15 protein-coding genes are annotated in these 18,507 nt (G+C 36.5%); 3 read left to right on the top strand and 12 right to left on the bottom strand.

Annotated elements, in window-relative coordinates; all coding sequences use genetic code 11:
- Positions 1 to 11 precede the first annotated feature (11 nt).
- Positions 12 to 872: a formyltetrahydrofolate deformylase gene (gene purU, locus G7051_RS13965; RefSeq protein WP_166201198.1), complete on the top strand. Its 861-nt coding sequence runs from the start codon at positions 12 to 14 to the stop codon at positions 870 to 872.
- Here the strand turns inward: purU and G7051_RS13960 are convergent.
- The gene (locus G7051_RS13960) at positions 867 to 1,748 is read right to left on the bottom strand and encodes a helix-turn-helix transcriptional regulator (protein WP_166201196.1); all 882 of its coding nucleotides are present in this window, start codon (positions 1,746 to 1,748) and stop codon (positions 867 to 869) included. The genes purU and G7051_RS13960 overlap by 6 nt on opposite strands.
- Positions 1,749 to 2,004: 256 nt before the next feature.
- Here G7051_RS13960 and G7051_RS13955 point away from each other — a divergent pair, with 256 nt between their 5' ends.
- Positions 2,005 to 2,634, top strand: coding sequence for an HAD family hydrolase (locus tag G7051_RS13955; RefSeq protein WP_166116352.1), 630 nt, complete (start codon positions 2,005 to 2,007; stop codon positions 2,632 to 2,634).
- A gap of 42 nt (positions 2,635 to 2,676) precedes the next feature.
- Complete coding sequence (locus G7051_RS13950) at positions 2,677 to 4,134, top strand: sodium:solute symporter (RefSeq protein WP_166201194.1); 1,458 nt, start codon at positions 2,677 to 2,679, stop codon at positions 4,132 to 4,134.
- Positions 4,135 to 4,203: 69 nt separating this feature from the next.
- Here the strand turns inward: G7051_RS13950 and G7051_RS13945 are convergent, their stop codons facing one another.
- From G7051_RS13945 to G7051_RS13895, 11 genes are all read right to left on the bottom strand, one after another.
- The gene (locus tag G7051_RS13945; protein ID WP_166201192.1) at positions 4,204 to 4,986 is read right to left on the bottom strand and encodes an NUDIX domain-containing protein; all 783 of its coding nucleotides are present in this window, start codon (positions 4,984 to 4,986) and stop codon (positions 4,204 to 4,206) included.
- A gap of 104 nt (positions 4,987 to 5,090) precedes the next feature.
- Positions 5,091 to 5,516 (bottom strand): GNAT family N-acetyltransferase, encoded by a 426-nt coding sequence (locus G7051_RS13940; protein ID WP_166201190.1) that lies wholly within the window; start codon positions 5,514 to 5,516, stop codon positions 5,091 to 5,093.
- A 119-nt stretch (positions 5,517 to 5,635) separates the two neighbouring features.
- Positions 5,636 to 7,651, bottom strand: coding sequence for an AAA family ATPase (locus G7051_RS13935; RefSeq protein ID WP_166201188.1), 2,016 nt, complete (start codon positions 7,649 to 7,651; stop codon positions 5,636 to 5,638).
- A gap of 115 nt (positions 7,652 to 7,766) precedes the next feature.
- The gene (locus G7051_RS13930; protein ID WP_166201186.1) at positions 7,767 to 9,812 is read right to left on the bottom strand and encodes a pitrilysin family protein; all 2,046 of its coding nucleotides are present in this window, start codon (positions 9,810 to 9,812) and stop codon (positions 7,767 to 7,769) included.
- 29 nt (positions 9,813 to 9,841) lie between these two features.
- Positions 9,842 to 11,152, bottom strand: a complete 1,311-nt coding sequence (locus tag G7051_RS13925) for a pitrilysin family protein (protein ID WP_166201184.1) — start codon at positions 11,150 to 11,152, stop codon at positions 9,842 to 9,844.
- Between the two features lie 79 nt (positions 11,153 to 11,231).
- Positions 11,232 to 13,772 (bottom strand): S9 family peptidase, encoded by a 2,541-nt coding sequence (locus G7051_RS13920; protein ID WP_166201182.1) that lies wholly within the window; start codon positions 13,770 to 13,772, stop codon positions 11,232 to 11,234.
- A 175-nt stretch (positions 13,773 to 13,947) separates the two neighbouring features.
- Positions 13,948 to 14,343: a rhodanese-like domain-containing protein gene (locus G7051_RS13915; protein WP_166201180.1), complete on the bottom strand. Its 396-nt coding sequence runs from the start codon at positions 14,341 to 14,343 to the stop codon at positions 13,948 to 13,950.
- Between the two features lie 6 nt (positions 14,344 to 14,349).
- Positions 14,350 to 14,781 carry a SufE family protein gene (locus G7051_RS13910; protein ID WP_166201178.1) on the bottom strand — a complete coding sequence of 144 codons (432 nt, stop codon included), beginning with the start codon at positions 14,779 to 14,781 and terminating at the stop codon, positions 14,350 to 14,352.
- A gap of 47 nt (positions 14,782 to 14,828) precedes the next feature.
- Positions 14,829 to 15,824: a M28 family peptidase gene (locus G7051_RS13905; protein WP_166201176.1), complete on the bottom strand. Its 996-nt coding sequence runs from the start codon at positions 15,822 to 15,824 to the stop codon at positions 14,829 to 14,831.
- Positions 15,825 to 15,976: 152 nt separating this feature from the next.
- Entirely contained in the window at positions 15,977 to 17,476 is a 1,500-nt protein-coding gene (locus tag G7051_RS13900; protein WP_166201174.1) for a potassium/proton antiporter, read from the bottom strand.
- Entirely contained in the window at positions 17,473 to 18,384 is a 912-nt protein-coding gene (locus G7051_RS13895; RefSeq protein WP_166201172.1) for an LD-carboxypeptidase, read from the bottom strand. The genes G7051_RS13900 and G7051_RS13895 overlap by 4 nt, the downstream gene beginning before the upstream one ends.
- Positions 18,385 to 18,507 lie beyond the last annotated feature (123 nt).

Here is an 18,507-nt window from a genome sequence, read left to right as displayed (position 1 = left end):
CGATTCGTACAATGAAAGATTCTCGTGCTATTATTCTGATTTATTCTCCCGATCAGCCGGGCTTAGTAGCTGCCGTTACTGATTTTATCTGTGTAAACAGAGGAAATATCATTCAACTCGAACAACATGTAGATAAGCAAGAAGACATTTTCTTTATGCGGGTCGAATGGGATATCGAGAATTTTTTAATTCCAAAAGATAAGATTGGTGAATATTTTCAGACCATGTATGCCAACAAGTTTGAGATGACTTTCAAGTTATACTTTAACGATTATACGCCTAAAATGGCGGTATTTGTATCGAAAATGTCACACTGCCTGTTCGATATTCTGGCACGTTATACAGCAGGAGAATGGAACGTTGAGATACCGCTTATTATAAGTAATCACGAAGATTTACGCTGGGTTGCCGAGAAATTTGGGATAGAATATCAGGTAATCAAAATTACCAAAGAGAATAAAGAAGAGATGGAAGCCAAACAAAAGTCTCTGCTCAAAGAAAAAGGCATCGATTTTATTGTTTTGGCACGTTATATGCAAATTCTGACAGACGAATTCATCAAAGAATACCCAAACAGGATTATCAATATACACCACTCATTTCTTCCGGCGTTTGTTGGGGCAAAGCCATATCATGCCGCTTACGAAAGAGGGGTGAAAATCATAGGTGCAACAAGCCATTATGTTACAACTGAACTGGATGCAGGTCCTATTATCGAACAGGATATTACACGCATATCGCATCGCGACAGCATCTCCGATTTGGTGCGTAAAGGGCAGGATTTAGAGAAAATTGTATTGTCGCATGGTATCGAATACCATATCAACAGAAGAGTGTTGGTTTACAAGAATAAAACTATATTATTCTCATAACTCTATCTCATCAGCAGAAATATATCCGTGGCTGATACAGTAAAAGATAAGTCCCGATACTGTTTTGATACCTAATTTAGCTGTAATATTTTTACGGTGAGAAAGTACCGTATTCAGACTGATATTAAGGCGATCTGCTATTTCTTTGTTGAGTAAACCTAATGCTACAAGTTTTAAAACTTCCAGTTCACGAACCGAGATGGCAGAATCTTCTTCTAAGAGAAGATTTGTTTTGGGTTTACCTATCAAACTTTGCCAGTCATCAACACCGGCCTCTGATAATTCGGCAATCATAGGCTTTAGTATCTTTTCTCTTATACGGTTATGCTTGCTTAGATCGTTCAACAAACTATCAACCGAAAATACAACTGCGTAACAAAGGTTCTCATTGAAACTACCCGATATATGTTTTATCAGGATGTTCTTCAAATCCAATAATAACGCCTGAGAAGTATCATCATCCAACAAACCGTTATTAATCCGGTGGATTAATGCATCTTTAAAGCGAAAAAACAATTTACGGATAAGCTCCAATTGCTTATTATTGGGATCACTCGTAGCGATGAGAGCATTGAGGTGTTTTTCTATATTGGGAATCTGACCATGCATATAATACATATCAGTTCGTTTCAAATAATCGGTCACCAAATCAATTTCAAATTCCTGCAATTTCTTTTCAGGAAAATAATCTTCATTGAGATAAGTATTCAGAATAGTGAGAAAAAAGTCAATATTCTGATTATATTCGGTGCAGATGGTTTTTACCGATTTATCCTCCAACCCTAATTTGATACCAAAACGGTTGATAACCGGTATCAGTAAATAATTTACACTAACAATTTCGGACAAAATAGATGCAGGAGTCAGAAAAGCCATAAATTAAAGAATATAATGTTAAGGTCTCAGACCTTTTTTATTACTCTGGTAATAATGAAAATAACTATCAACTATCAAAAAAATGAAGCGAGAAATAGTTGTACATTATCTAAATAGTATTGTTCTTCAAATTTACTCAAATTTTCCGACATCTTCTTTTTAGTGAAGTTAAATTTAATACCACAAACATCATGTTTGTTCAATCCGTTTTTGTTGAGTACTTTTGAACCTAATTCTAACCACATATTTATATTAGATGAAACCCGATAGTTTGATTTTTGACATGGACGGTACTCTTTGGGATGCCGTAGATACTTATGCTTATAGCTGGACACAGGTTTTGAAGGAAATGGGAATAGACAAAACCCTTACTAAACAAGACATCCAAGGCTATATGGGCATGGAAGCAAAACAGATATACAAGGAGATATTTCCTCAATTACCAGAAGAGACTATCGAACAAATATATCGAAATATTATCGTCAAAACAGACGAACTGCTACCTAAAATGGGAGGTAATATTTATCCTGATGTATTGGAAGGTATTGAACAATTATCACGAAAATATAAATTATTTATGCTGAGTAATTGTCAGAAAGGAAGCATTCGTGACTTTATGGTATATACCGAAACAAAACCATACTTCTGCGATTATATCGAATATGGCTCTAATCATCAGCCTAAACACATCAACATGAAAACATTGATAGACCGATATAATCTAAAAGCCCCTATGTATATAGGTGACACCGATTCGGACAGAAAGCAATCTGATCTGGCTTATGTTCCTTTTGTCTTCGTATCCTGGGGATTTGGAAAAACAGATTCTTATGCTCATAAGTTCGACACAATGAAAGATTTAACCGAATATTTTATGAATCTGTAATCTAATCATAAAGACTTCGGATCTCTTTATTACCAATAGGCTATGATAGCTACAACCATTTTAATCATATTTGCCGCTTACTTCGGAATATTATACCTGATATCGGTTCTTATCAGCCGGGGAAGCTCCGATAATGATGCATTTTTTGTTGCCAACCGCAAATCGCCCTGGTATATTGTTGCTATCGGAATGATAGGAACAAGTGTATCGGGCGTTACGTTTGTTTCGGTTCCGGGAATGGTTGGAGCTTTTAATATGTCATACATGCAAATGGTATTCGGATTCTTTTTCGGATATCTCGTCGTTGCCTATCTTCTTTTACCGCTCTATTATAAGCTCAACCTCACCTCGATTTATACTTATCTCGATCAACGGTTCGGCAATTATTCATACAAAACAGGAGCTTCATTTTTTATACTTTCACGCATCATAGGTTCTGCTGCCAAACTTTATCTTGTAGCTCTTATTTTACAGACATTGGTCTTTGAAGCATGGCATATTCCCTTTTGGCTTACGGTTAGCGGCATTATCTTATTTATATGGATATATACCCGCAAAAGTGGCATTAAAACAATTGTATGGACCGATATGCTGCAAACGCTTAGCTTTGTCATAGCAGCTATACTTATTATATGGCAGGTATCTTCGCTATTAGACTTTAATCTGAAAGAAGTTGTAACAACCGTAGCTGATAACCCTCATTCAAAGATATTCCATTTCGAGTGGAAAAATCCGATGAACTTTTTCAAGCAATTTTTCAGTGGTGTATTTATAGTTATTGTAATGACCGGACTCGATCAGGATAATATGCAAAAAAACCTCACTTGCAAAAACCTGAAAGATGCACAAAAAAACATGCTTACTTACGGGTTTTTATTTACTCCGATAAATCTTCTTTTTCTGGCATTAGGTATTCTTTTATTAGTGTTTGCATCACAAAAAGGAATAACATTGCCTACAGTTTCGGATGAGATACTACCCTATTTGGTTAGTAATTATTTGGGATTACCTTGCCTCATTTTTTTTACTATTGGAATAATCGGAGCTTCGTTTGCCAATGCAGATTCTGCTCTGACATCGCTTACAACGTCTTTTTGTGTCGATATACTAGAAGTAGATAAAAAAGACGATAAGCAAGCTAATACAACCCGTAAAAGGGTTCATATCGGCATGAGTATTGTATTTGTTCTTGTGATTCTTTTTATCCACCATATTGGTCAGGAAAATGTACTGAATACTATTTATAAAGTAGCCTCGTATACTTATGGGCCCCTTTTAGGCTTGTTTGCTTTGGGTTTATTTTCTAAGATAAATATCAGGGATAAATATGCTCCGTTTGTATGTATTACAGCCCCTATTATATGCTATTTCCTGGAAGAAATGCTTTTCTCTTGCTTTAATTATAAGGTAGGGTATGAAATACTTATGTTGAATGGGTTACTCACGGTAATTGGTCTACTAGCAATCAGCAAAAAGAGTGAATCAGGTGTTTTCAAATAAAAAAACAGATGCTATATCAAATAGCACCTGCTTCATATATAATATAAAAATTTACAAATCATCTATTGCTTAATGCGTCCAAGGCATTAAATGCACTCCACCATCTTTAGCTTCCTCGTATTTTTCTTTATTGAACGAATACAGGTAAGGAGCTTTATGAGCACCATTCTTACGCTTTTCGTTGAGTCTATTTATTAAACCGACTGATAACATCTTACGCTGAAAATTACGTCGGTCTAACTCCTCACCTAATATTGCTTCATAAATTAAACGAAGCTCAGGCATGGTGAACTTTTCAGGTAACAATTCGTAACCTATAGGAATAATGCCAACCTGTATACGCATTGTTTTGATAGCTTTGTCTACAATCTGGTTATGATCAGCAAACAAAGGCGGCAGATCATTTAAATCGTACCAACCGACTTCTTCAACTGATTCATCTACACTAATGGATACCTTATCATATTCTACCAAAGCATAGTATCCCATCGATACAAATCGCTTTAGAAACCAATGATTATCATCAGGACTTACTCCCCAAGACTCTAACATCTTAAGGTTCTCTTCCTTCCGAGTTCTGTCGCAATTTCCAAATAAATGAAATTGCTTTAAATAAAGATTATCAAGACCAACTCTCGCTCTTATGATACGATCAGCTGCATCGTCTACATGCTCGTCAATATGGATAAAACCACCGGGCAACATCCATTTATCACTTATCTTAAATTTATTGAGTAAAACTTTTAAATTTCCTTGATGAAAAGCCAAGACTACACAGTCGACAGAAACACTGTCCAAGAAAGTATCATTAGCTTGTGCAAGAACTTCTGCTGTTGAATACCGTTTTGTCATTTTTGATATGTTTTTTGTCTACTAGTTAATAATTTATTCTGATTTTATCAGAATGTGCTATTGTGTTATATCTACAAAGATAGCATTTTCATCATTAAATTAACTTATTTATCAACAAAAACTCCATCTTCCATTCTTTTAGGGTCTGCAAAGATCATCATTCCTGTCTTCATTTTCTTAAATCCCAACTTTCGATAAAAGTCTTCTTTTCCTGGAGAAGCATATAAAACAAAATTACAATCAGGGGTAGCATCTAACAGAATATCAACAACTTTACTTCCAATCCCATGACCTTGATACGTAGGATCAATGGCGATATCATATAAAGCTGTTTGTCGTACTCCATCAGAAATACTCCGCCCCAAACCAATCATTTTTTTCTCATCAAAAACAAATACCACAGCATAACTATTTTCGAATGAAATACGATGCTTGTCTGCATCCACAGATGACATCCCTACTTTATTTAATAATTCGGGAACCCTATCCCAATCTATGTTAGTACAATCTTTTTGATATGTTAATTCCATAAGGTATATATTTTATGATCAAAATTCACCAAAGTAAGCAGTCGAAAATATTTAATGATAGATTAAAGAAGCATAACTAATTGCTATTCTGAGAACTTGCTAAAAAAAGGACTGAGACCTTAATCATCGTCAGCATCTATCCCTTTTATTTCTCGGGCAATCATCAGATGTCTTTGAGCCAGTTCTTCATTGCCTATATTGGCATAACATTGAGCCAAATATTCATGACATGGAGCATGATCAGGTTTTACGACAGATGCACGATCCAAGTCCGTAATAGCCAATTCATACTCTTCCATTGCTATTCTGTTTTTTCCCCTGTTATATAATGCTTTAAATAACAAAGGGCTAAGACTTACAGCTTTATTGAAACAGACATCGGCTTCGTAATAATCCTTCATATCATACAAAGTTACGCCTTTGCGTACCCATGCATCTACATACATGGGGTCCAGATCTAATGCTTTATTAAAATTGGCCAATGCTGCTCTTGTATCTTTATAGGAAACAATACATTCATTACCCAGCAAATAGTATTCTTCGGCATATTTATGAAGAGCCGTGCGTTGCTCCAGCATCTTAGTGATTAAAAGCTTATTTTGCTGTTCTAGTTCATTTATTACATTTAATTTCTTTCGTATAAAACGTTTCGACAAAGGCTTTTCAATATCATAACGGGCACGTATGGCCTTAAAAAACGTTTCGATACAATCTTCGAAGTTACCCTCATCAAAGTCTTTTATCGTTTTAGAATACAGATAATCGGCATCGGACTCTTTCAATGCTTTTTCAATCAATTGCTGATTATTGAACTGACGGCTGAATTCTATAATTTCGGGGCGAACAAATACATCCGATCTACTAATCATTTTCCGTAAAACCATACCTTCCAAAGAGGTACATCGGCTCAAAGCAACATAGGCTTGACCGCCTGCAAATACACCTCCATTGAAGTCAACAATAACCCTGCTGAATGTCAAACCCTGACTTTTATGTACAGTGATTGCCCAAGCAGCCTTAAGGGGTAACTGAGTAAAAGTACCTATAATTTCTTCCTCTATTTTCTTTTCAGCCTCATTGTATTTGTAACGGTAATTTCTCCAGGTCTCAAGATCCACCAAGACTTCTTTTCCATCTTCAAGCAGCACATATACATTGTCCATCTCATCAATGTTAGACACTACGCCCAATGATCCGTTTACCCAGCGTCGAGGCCATTGCTGATCGTTATGGATAAACATTACCTGTGCATGCTCTTTCAAAAGAAGATTTTTGGCTGTTGGAAGACTCGATTCGGGAAAATCTCCATCAATTGTACCATTACTGATAAATTCGGGAGTTTCGAGTTCAGCCATCTTCTTTTCATTGATGTAATCGACATTATCACGCTTTGTTGCTAAGGTGATATACATTTCATCTTCGGATGGATTAAAAGAGGGTTGAAATCGGGTATTAAGAGTCTGCATTTCTGCCGATCCTACTACACCTGTCCTTATTTTATCGAGAATAGAAATAAAAACACGGTCGGTCTGCCTGTATATTTTGGTAAACTCAATAGGAACAAGTTTAGCTTCCGAAAATACTTTTGCTGAAAAGAAATACGGATTCGGATAGAACCGGGTCAGGATATCTTTTGAATCACTGGTTACTACAGGCTCTAACTGAAATACATCCCCCACAAAGACCAATTGTTTTCCACCGAAAGGTGTACGCATATTATTAGAATATACACGAAGAATACGATCGATACAGTCTATCATATCGGCACGCACCATCGAAATCTCATCTATGATGATAAGCTCAACTTCCTGAATTAATTTCCTGTGATCTTTTTTATATTTAAAGAATTCGAATATACGTCCGTTTACCAGACTCAAATCCTGATCATCGAGCAACATCGGTCGAAATGGCAGTTTAAAAAATGAGTGAATGGTTGACCCATTGGCATTTATAGCTGCAATACCTGTTGGTGCAAGTACTACGTATTTCTTTTTCGTAATATCGCACAAATGCTTTAAGAATGTCGATTTTCCGGTACCTGCCTTACCTGTCAAGAAAACAGATTGGCGGGTGCGGGTTATTAAATCGAGTGCATTCTTAAATTCCGGATTGGATGTATCTATTGTTGGTATCAAAATCTCCTTTTTTTCTTAAATACAAAAATACAAAAAAAGCCTTGAATCGGCATCCCAATTCAAGGCTTCTCTTTGTTAATAAAGGTCACATACCTTTATATCATCGATAGTGTAATCATTCGAAATCGGCATCTACAACGCCTTCATTGACCTTTACATCTATAACTTTAAACTCAACTTCCATACCTACATTTATAGTCGAAGAATAAGGTATTTTCACGCCCGATATCTCTCTGTAATCACTATAAAATCCTAATTGGTCTACTTGTTGACCGGGAGCAACTTCCTTTTTAACTCCTTCGCCTACTTTTAAACCGGTATTCACATCGTAATAAAATGCATTATCGCCATCAACCAATTTATAAACATCTACGCCATTCAAATTATCTATTCCGGCTAATTGAATTGTTGACGAATTAATCATTAATAATTCAGGAAAAATAGCCGAATATTTCATGTCAGCCAATTCTTCACTAGTCATGTTTTTTCGCTGTCCTTGTACTTCTACAAATCCAGTTTTACCATTATAAGCAGTCTTCAGTAAAGTCATTCCCATACCAGTTATCAGTTGAAATGATTTTCCATCGGCAGTATTTTTTTTCAGTAATGTTATTTCCTGCCCCTGTATACTTGCTGTTGATGTAGTCGAAAGAGTTTTTATAGCCTTTAGTGCTGCTTCTCTCCCTATTGCATTTATATATTTATTTAATATATTCTGTACAGTTACACCTGCTTCTACCGTTTTAGTTTCGGGCTTAGTAGTCGGATTTCCATACTTATCGAAGAAATCAATAGGAATACCCAGCCTTTCGAGTCCGGGTAATACATCGGAAGCTTTACCGGCTATAACAATACGTGCTGCATCGTCCGAAAAGTATTTCTTGGCAGCAGCCTGAACTTGCTCTAAAGTAACAGCATCAATATTTTTGATGTAGTTTTCGTAAAAATCGGCAGGTAACGATTGTGTTTTTTCACGAAGAGCAAAACCGGCAACGGTTTGAGGCTTTTCGGCAGTCATCACAAAATTACCAATATACTTAGCCTTAGCCAATTCCAGTTCTTTAGCCGAAGGAAGAGTTGTACGTATTCTTTTTACTTCTTTCAACATTTCGACCAATGCACTATCTGTTACAGCATTGCGAACGGCAGCGGCAGCAGAAAAATCAGTCGTATATTTATCAGCCGCTATACCGGAATAAGCCCCATAAGTCCAGCCATGTCCCTCTCTTAGGTTCATAAACAGATAACCGTCGCTACCTCCACCCAAAATATAATTGGCTAATAAAACAGCAAAATAATCAGGATCAGTCATTTTCAGATTGACTATGTTATTTACCGATATTTCGGACTGAACTGCATTAGGCACATCAACAAAGCCAATTCTGGTCTCTGCAAGATTCACAGGTTCGTTATAAACACTTTTAGGTGCAGAAGCTTTTTTCCATGACGAAAAATTCTCTGTCACCAATTTTTTCACTTCATCAAACTTCACATCTCCCACTATTACCAGATAGGCATTTTCAGGTACAAAATACTTTTGGTAATAATTATTGATATCTGTCATTGTAATCTTATTGATAGATTCTTCGGTCAGATATTCTCCTTTGGGATGATTTCGTCCATACAGCAGAACATCTTGAACCCTGCCTGCAATTGCACTGGTACTTTTCTCATCCACCTTAATAACATCCAATAATTTAGCTCTTTCGCTTTCTAACTCCTCTTGTGTAAACAAAGGATCAAGAGCTCCTTTTGATGCTAAAGAAAGCACCTCCGGGAAATATTTCGATAAAGTGGTTCCTCCAATACTGTGTACACTAAAACCGATAGATGCTCCAAAGAAATCGAGTTGTTCGTTATACTCGTCTTTGCTGATTTTAGAAGTACCATTACCCAACAATGAACTAGTCAGATTATCAACACCTTTTATGTCTCCTTCGAGCGATGGCGGATTATCTAACGATAAAGAAAACGTTACTCTGGGTAACTTATGGTTTTCAACTACCAAAACTTTCAGTCCGTTAGGTAAGGTAAAAGTCTGGGGTTTTCCCAAATTTATTTTAGGTGCCGGTCCGGGTTGGGGTTGCACCGATCTGTCGACCTGAGCCTGAACAGACAGAGACATTACAAATGCAAAAGCTATATATAATATTTTCTTCATTTTTTGTTTATTTAAAGTAGTGTGAAAGTTTATTTTTTAGGAAGATAATCGAGAACCAATCGTTGGTTTGGCTGTAAATATTTATTAGCCACCTCCCTGATTTCTTCTCTAGTTATCGATCTGTAGATATCTATTTCACTATTTATCAAATTAACATCGCCATATAATAAATAATATTCGGCAAGGCTGCTTGCAACCCCTTCACTTGTTGCATTCTGACTTACATAAGCATTTTCAAACTTGTTTTGCAGTTTTTGATACTCTCTTTCCGAAATAAGTTCGGTACGTATTTTAGCAATCTCTTCATCTATAACTACCTGAATCTCGGGTAATGTTTTACCTGTCATCGGCAGTGCATAAACCACATAGGCACTGTAATCTTCTTCGCCCATATTAAATGATCCAGCCTCTAATGCAAGTTTGTCTTTATCTACGAGCCTTTTATATAATCTCGAACTTTTTCCGCCACTCAAAACCGACGATATCATATCCAAAACCCTTGCATCACGTTCCTTCATCGAAGGCATACGATAGGCATTCAACAACATCGGAAGCTGAATATTAGGATCTTCGTAAGTATCATTAATTTGTTTTGTAATAGGGTCTTCCACAAATTGGTTCTTCACCACATCTGCTCCTCTCGGAATGGTCGCAAAATATTCGGTAATCCACTCTTTTGCTTGTTTAGTATCGAAATCTCCGGCTACTACCAGAACAGCGTTATTGGGTACATAGAACTTCTTAAAAAAAGCTTTAAATTCATCTAAAGTAGCTGCATTTAAATGTTCCATCGAACCAATTGGAGCCCAACGATAAGGGTGTTTTGTGAAAAGATTCTTTTTAATAACTTCCCATATTCCACCATAAGGCGAATTATCTATTCTCAATCGTTTTTCTTCTTTTACGACTTCGCGTTGAGTATCTACACCTATTTGATTAATAACTGGATGGTACATTCTCTCCGACTCCATCCATAAAGCCAGTTGCAGATTGTTCGAAGGAAAGGTTTCGTAATAGTACGTTCTGTCATCATTCGTATTTGCATTACCTTGCCCACCATTGGCTCCTAGAATTTTATCCCATTGTCCGCGAGGAATATTTTCTGTTCCTTCAAACAGCAAATGTTCAAAAAAGTGAGCAAAACCTGTACGGTCGGGATTTTCGTCCTTTGCCCCTACATGATACATAACTGATGTTGTAACTACAGGAGCCGATTTGTCCTGTTGTAAAATAACATGTAATCCGTTATCCAGAGTAAATTCCTCAAACTCGATATGTTGTGCCATAACAGCTACTCCCGAGATGAGAAACAGTCCGAATGCTATAAAAATCTTCTTCATGCTTTTTATTTTTCTATTATTAATATCATAAGTCGACATTTGTTGATAACAATCACACAATCTTGTTTAAAATTCGATATTAGTCTTGCTTAGGATACATGCTATCCCACCACGACGAATCGTCTTGTAACCATTTTGCAAACCAAGCGTAAATGGAGTTATTCCACTCGATACGCTTTTTATAATCTCTTATTCCGTGATTTTCGCCTTTTACCTGAATAAACTCAACCGGTTTACCCAATATCTTGAGAGCTGTGTACATTTGAATACTTTCGCCAATAGGTACGTTAGTATCCTCTGTTCCATGCAATAACAGAATCGGCGTTTTCACTTTATCAGCCTGAAACAATGGACTTTGCCCCACATACAACTCGGGGTTATTCCAAGGATAACTGTTTGCACTGGCTCCCGAACTATAGGTATATCCCCAAAAACCTTCGCCCCAATAACTTGCCAAAGAACTTATTCCGGCATGAGATATGGCAGCTGCAAATAAGTCGGTTTGAGTCTGTAAATACATAGTCATAAACCCACCGTAAGAAGCACCTATACATCCGATTTTACTTCCATTGACAAATGAATGTTCTGCCACAAACTTTTTGGTTCCTTCTATAATATCATCAGCCGTACGTTTACCCCATGCATTCACATGACGGGCAGCAAATTCTTGACCGTACCCTGTAGTTCCGCTTGGTTGAAGTACATACACTACATATCCTAAAGCTGCATATACATTCGAAGGATAAGGAGCCTCCATGGTTCGTGGCGTTGGCATAGTTCCGCCATAATAATAAACAATCATCGGATATTTTTGGGCAGGATCGAAATTAGGCGGTAAATAATACCGACCATCAATGGTTGTTCCATCTGAAGCTGTAAAGCTCCAGTCTTCGACTTTCCCGAGATTCAAAGAGTTTAATCGGTCTTTATACGGATCGGCAACCAATGTCGAACGCTGACTTTTCAGATCCAAAGCGTAAGCACGTGTCGAATTTGAAGCACTTACTCCGAAATAGGCAGCAGCTGGATTATTATTTGCAAAAGAAATCGAGCGAATTACATCTTCATTCAATGGAACTAAGCTGAATTGTTTTTGTTTCGGGTCGTATTTATAGATACGCTCGTAATCTTTATCGGTTACCGAAAAATAGATAAGACCATCTACAGCATTCCAATATGATTTGTTGATACTTGGTTTAAAATCTCGTCCCAAAGCTTCTACTTTACGGCTTGCAATGTCCATAATAAAAGCCTGATTGTTATAGCTGTTTGCCGTTTGACCTTCTTTGATATTCTGTCCGATTCCGTTAAAAGCTTCTGCTGAACCTACTATAAGAATACTATTTCCATCGGGCGAGAAAGATGCCGAATTGGCAAATCCTTCATTAGTCCATAATGTATCGACAGCTAAAGTTTGCACTTCGAGTCTATACATGGATGTTTGAAAAAACGGACGCACTGTTGGCGTATATTCTGTTACCGAATAAAGCAGATAACGAGAATCTTGACTTATATCATTCAAATTGGTTGAATGTCTCCCGAATGTCAAACGCTGTTTCAATCCTGTTGAAAGATCATAGCGAGATAAGAAATAACGATCCTGATTATTAGGCTGTCTGCTTTCGGGTGTAGTCAATAAAATAAGATCACCTTTGGGAGTATCGGCAACCTCACGATCTGCATAAATTAAATATTGCTCGTTAGGTGCTATTTGAAAATCTCCGGTCGGAATATTAGAGGCAATTACTTGCTCTACCATCGTTTCGGGATCTACAACTATCAGTTTTACCTCACCACTCGCATTATCGGTATAATACAGCTTATTGGAAGTAGGCATCCATTCATATTTATTACCTGTACTCAAAGCTATACGCTTATTTGTTTTCAGATATAAAAGCTCTTTGGAAGAAAAGGTTTTTCCATCACTTTTAGTTGTAGTATAATTTAGCAGAATATACTGTCCGTTGGGTGAAATTGAGGTCGATGTTACACGCTCACCGTCCAATATATCTTGTATCGTAATATTTCTTTTACCTCCATTATCAAAAGTGTAATTTACTGTCGATTTTTTATCTTCGGGCTCAATGGTTACTTTTATTCCCTCTGGACTTTTATTCGATGCCAGACTCATATATTTAATCAGAACAGTATATGTGCCTGGGGTAGCAGAAAAGTTTAACTTTATTGTCTTAGAGCTTAACAAGGTATCTTCGATAGAAGTTTTAGAGGCTTCTTTATTTCCATTAATATATGCTTCAAACATACTTGGAGCTGTAATTCGTATATTGGTTTTCGCATACTTGTCTGCATTCAACCGAAACGATAATAAATGAAACCGTGCTCCTTTTTGAGGTTTACTGACAAAGAAATAATTAGACAAGTCGGGTTTTAACTCCTCTATAAACGATTTTTGATCGGGAAAAGAGATAAAAGATTCGAGGATATCTTTATTATCGAATTTATTCCCTTTCAGATTTACAGAATCAATCATTACAGGATTTTCGACATCGTAAAACCGACCTGTCGAATACAATTTTTTCAAAGTAATAGTTTGTTGTGCCAACATAGTCTGGCAAATAAGTGCACAACATAGAATTAAATAAAATTTGGGCTTTGTCATAAATACTTTAGGTCTTATATCTCATTATTACTTTGGCGAGTGTAAATACTCAACACTATCTATAAGGTAATAAAGGTAATAAAACAACTTGTTCGAAAAGAAAAAAAACAAAAAAAGTAAGAGGATATATTTCTACATCCTCTTACTTTTTCATTTTTATTGAAGCTAAATAAGCTTATTTCACAATTTCTTTCTCGGGTTCCATTTCAGACTCAGTTTTATCCAAAGCTTTTTGGACATTTTGCCACGAACCTCCGTTAGTCACATCTGTAATGCTATTCTCTTCAAGTATTTTCTTCGCTTTTCCGGCACGGTTTCCACTTTTACAAAAAACGATAATAGGTTTATCCGTTGGTATTTTTCCGATATTATCCGGCAGAAGATCAATCGGTATATTTATAGCTCCGGGAACACTTCCTTCGTCAAACTCTTCACTACTGCGAACATCAATCAGTACCGCTCCTTCTTTTATCAATCGGGGCAATTCTGATTCCTTTTTTATCTGGTTACATGAATAAAGTATTCCATTCACCAGAAAAACTATTACAACCAAGAAACCTATTCTGAACATATGTATTTAAGAGTTTTTCGCTTTGAATGCCATCGCATAAAATCGCATCTGCTTCACCATCGAAACTAAACCATTCGAACGGGTTGGCGAGAGATGGTCATTCAAGCCTATTTTATTAATAAAATACAGATCGGCATTTATTATTTCGTCGGGGGTATGGTTTGTTAATACTCGTATCAACAAAGCTATAATACCTTTTACAATTACGGCATCACTTTCGGCCTTAAAAGTAATAATACCATCTTCGCAATCGGCTTGTAGCCATACACGGCTTTGGCATCCTTCTATCAGATTCGATTCTACTTTATATTTCTCATTTAATGGTTCTAATGAATTCCCTAATTCGATCAGATAAGCATATTTATCCATCCAATCCTCAAATATTGAAAATTCTTCTATTATTTCGTCCTGTATATCGTTTATTTTTAGCTGACTCATTTTCTATTATCTATATATATTTATTATTGCTTTGTAACGCAACAAATTTATTTTTCTTTATAAACTACTTCCAAAACCGTTTGTCCTACAGCCTTAAGTGTTTCTTTACTTACATTATTCATATCATCCTTTGTGGTGTGATGATACCATCCGAAATTCGAATCGGTATTTAAATCTAAATGAATAATATCAACACTGGGTATACCTCTATTTTCGTTTACAGGTACGTGGTCATCTGTTATACCTCCAACATTTTTATCTATAAAATATTTCCCATACCCCAAGTCACGAGCTGTACCCCATACCTTTTCAACAATACCCTGAGCATATTGTCTTGATATTGCTTCCTTATAAAATGTAGCATCAGGAGCACCCACCATATCGAGTAAAATACCAAAACGTGCTTTATATCCGGGTACATGAGGATTTTTAGACCAATATTCTGAACCTAAGCACCATCCTTCTCCCGAAGGAATGTCATGAACAAAAGTTGGAGTACCATAATCCTCGGCATCAAAGAAAATAATATCGACACCTAAATCGGGAACTTTTTCTTGTAATATTCGGGCAACTTCAAGTAATACCCCTACTCCACTTGCACCATCATTAGCTCCCTGTACCGGAGTGTGATAGTTTTTTTCATCCGGATCTTTATCCGAAAAAGGGCGTGTATCCCAATGTGCAAATAACAATATGCGGTCTGCTTTTTCAGGATTAAATGCTCCGATTATATTGCGTGCATGTAATATAGTTCCATCAAAAGCTTTCAGATCGGCTTTCTGCTGAGTAACTGTTGCTCCAAAACGTTCGAGTTCCGCTACCAGATAATCACCACAAACTTTATGAGCCTCCGAGTTAGGTACACGAGGTCCGAAAGCCACTTGTTTATCTACAAAATGATATGCACTGTCCGAATTGAAATCGGGTGAAACTTGCTTATAATCTTGTGCTACAGACGACGTATTATTTACAGTTTTCTGTCCACACGAACAAGCTAATAAGCCCATCATAAAACAGGCTAAAGCAGTATATTTAAAAGTCATGTTCATTAATTTCAGGTCGCAGACCTATTTATTACTTAGGGAATACAACAACTATATAGCGTTATAACCCCAAAATAGTTTATTAAATACTTTCGTTTTCTTATTACAAAGATATGCATTAATCAAGTAATGCTAATTATTTGACGGTTCATTTATTTGGGGAATGAACTTGCCAATCCCATACTATAATAAGTTTGCGATAATGTTTCTTCGTTATTTACCATTATCAAAAGCTTATCCCCCACATGAAGTTCGGTTTTCCCTTTAGGTACAAAGTATTTATCATTCCGTTTTACCATTACGACCAGAGCATCGTCCGGCAAAGGCATATCCATCAATTTATTTCCATCTTTAACAGCATGTTCGGTAACTACTATTTCGGTAGAAAAGGAGCCTATTTCTTCAGGTAATTCCATATCGAAATCATCATGTCGACGATGAACTTTAGAAGGTCCCAGCAAGCCCAACCATTTAGCAACCTGAGTAAGAAAAGTACCCTGTAATAAAATAGATAACAATGTTATAAAAAATACGATATTAAATATAAATTGAGCATGAGGAACCCCTGCCGTAAGTGGAAATATGGCAAAAATAATGGGAACAGCCCCCCGTAGTCCAACCCATGAAATAAAGGCTTTATCCTTATAACCCATCTTTCGAAAAGGCAATAAACTAATAAATACACTCAAAGGACGTGCTATAAAAATCATAAACAAACCGATAAGAAGAGCAGGAACTGCAACTGGCAATAATTCTATCGGGTTCACGAGCAAACCTAAAGTTAAGAACATAAGGATCTGGCTCAACCACGAAATTGCATCAAATAACTTAAATGTAGTACGTTTAGTTACAAATTTAGAGTTACCGATTATCAATCCTCCAATATATACAGCCAAATATCCATTACCATTCACAAAATGAGTAAAAGAAAAAATGAATATACAAAACGTCAACACTATAATAGGATAATATACCTCATTGCCTATCTTTATCCTATTTAATACATATACAGCAAACCGTCCAACAAAGTAACCAATTGTAGTGCCAACAATTATCTGCATCACAATCGACAAAATTATCATCGGGATATTAGGTTCGCCTCCCGCCTTTATCAAACCGATAAGGGTAATGGTAAGCATATACGCCATCGGATCGTTACTTCCACTCTCAAATTCGAGCATGGGTCGTAGATGGTTCTTCAACTGTACATTTTTAGATCCAAGTATTGCAAAAACCGCAGCAGAGTCGGTAGAAGACATTACCGACGCCAATAAAACAGCTGTCAGTAAAGAAATACCCAACGAAGGCAATAACTCGCCACATAACCACCATGTGAATAATCCGGTAAAAGTAGCAGTTAGTATAACCCCCATTGTTGCTAGCATCACACTCTGCTTGATGATAGGCTTTATTTCACTAAATTTGGTATTTAAACCACCTGAAAACAGAATAATACAAAGAGCTAACGTACCGATACCTTCGGCAAGCCTGAGATCATTAAATATAATCCCCACGCCATTTGACCCGAAAATCATTCCAACGGCCAAAAATAAAACCAATACCGGAATACCTAAACGTCCCCCGATTCGACCAACTACTATACTGATAAAAAGTAGTATCGACAATATCAATAAAATAGTCTCTAACATCATCTGCTGTTTTTCATTTTGACATTATTTTCACTGACTTCAAGCGCAACAGTAGCACCATGCAAAAGAGAGTAGTTTTCTTTGACATGTCCCACTGGAAAGTTAAAGACTAAAGGATAATTATAGTCTTTAACTATATCTCTGATCGATTCATAAATTGTTGAACCCATTAATGGATCTTCCCGACAATCGGTAAATTGACCAACAATTAAAGCTGATATATGGCTGAGTATTCCAGATAATTTCAATTGCCACATCATGCGGTCTATCTTATAAGGAGCTTCGCCAATGTCTTCGATAAACAAGATCCCATTTTCGGGAATAACCACCATATAAGGAGTTCCTATTAATCCACTTAAAACCGCCAGATTCCCACCAAACAGTTTTCCTCTCACCAAACCCTCTCTATTTAAAGAGTGCGAATCAAGTGAATATTCCGGCATATCCATAAACAAGCAATCTTTCAGGTAAGAACTAGCTATATCGAGACTATCTTCGGTGAGATGACGAGCCATTGGTGCATGTAACGAAACAATTCCGTCCTGCAGTAAAGCCAAGTGTAGGGCTGTAATATCGCTATAACCAACAATCCATTTAGGATACTTTTTTATTCCCTCGAAGTTTAGTTTGTCTAATAAATGGACAATACCATAACCACCCCTTGAACAAAATATTAATCTCACATCAGGATCGTCCATAGCCTGTTGTAAATCGGTAATTCGTTGATCTACCGTACCACCAAACCTACCATATTGTCCTTCGGCGTGAGTAGCAATCTCTACTACCAGTCCCCAATTTTGTAATACTTGGCACGCACCGTTTATATATTGGAAATCTATATTTCCCGAAGGAGATATTATTATAGCTTTATCCCCACTGTTTAAGTTAGGAGGATATATCGTTTTATTCATCGTGAATCATTTGCGTTCAAACAAATGTAGTAATTATTAAGAAAAACGAATAGAAAAGCGATCTTTTTATGATTCGGAAATATATAAAAAAAGGGATACAATAAATTATTGTATCCCTCTTCA

It is taken from the genome of Dysgonomonas sp. HDW5B (assembly GCF_011299335.1).
In the GTDB taxonomy this organism is placed as follows: domain Bacteria; phylum Bacteroidota; class Bacteroidia; order Bacteroidales; family Dysgonomonadaceae; genus Dysgonomonas_A.
The sequence above is the reverse complement of the archived record's forward strand: the minus strand, read 5'-3'. Positions and strand labels throughout refer to the sequence as shown.

Coding starts and splice junctions, on each gene's coding strand:
- purU (WP_166201198.1), top strand. CDS start 12: ATGAAAGATTCTCGTGCTATTATTCTGATTTATTCTCCCGATCAGCCG.
- G7051_RS13960 (WP_166201196.1), bottom strand. CDS start 1,748: ATGGCTTTTCTGACTCCTGCATCTATTTTGTCCGAAATTGTTAGTGTA.
- G7051_RS13955 (WP_166116352.1), top strand. CDS start 2,005: ATGAAACCCGATAGTTTGATTTTTGACATGGACGGTACTCTTTGGGAT.
- G7051_RS13950 (WP_166201194.1), top strand. CDS start 2,677: ATGATAGCTACAACCATTTTAATCATATTTGCCGCTTACTTCGGAATA.
- G7051_RS13945 (WP_166201192.1), bottom strand. CDS start 4,986: ATGACAAAACGGTATTCAACAGCAGAAGTTCTTGCACAAGCTAATGAT.
- G7051_RS13940 (WP_166201190.1), bottom strand. CDS start 5,516: ATGGAATTAACATATCAAAAAGATTGTACTAACATAGATTGGGATAGG.
- G7051_RS13930 (WP_166201186.1), bottom strand. CDS start 9,812: ATGAAGAAAATATTATATATAGCTTTTGCATTTGTAATGTCTCTGTCT.
- G7051_RS13925 (WP_166201184.1), bottom strand. CDS start 11,152: ATGAAGAAGATTTTTATAGCATTCGGACTGTTTCTCATCTCGGGAGTA.
- G7051_RS13920 (WP_166201182.1), bottom strand. CDS start 13,772: ATGACAAAGCCCAAATTTTATTTAATTCTATGTTGTGCACTTATTTGC.
- G7051_RS13915 (WP_166201180.1), bottom strand. CDS start 14,343: ATGTTCAGAATAGGTTTCTTGGTTGTAATAGTTTTTCTGGTGAATGGA.
- G7051_RS13910 (WP_166201178.1), bottom strand. CDS start 14,781: ATGAGTCAGCTAAAAATAAACGATATACAGGACGAAATAATAGAAGAA.
- G7051_RS13905 (WP_166201176.1), bottom strand. CDS start 15,824: ATGACTTTTAAATATACTGCTTTAGCCTGTTTTATGATGGGCTTATTA.
- G7051_RS13900 (WP_166201174.1), bottom strand. CDS start 17,476: ATGATGTTAGAGACTATTTTATTGATATTGTCGATACTACTTTTTATC.
- G7051_RS13895 (WP_166201172.1), bottom strand. CDS start 18,384: ATGAATAAAACGATATATCCTCCTAACTTAAACAGTGGGGATAAAGCT.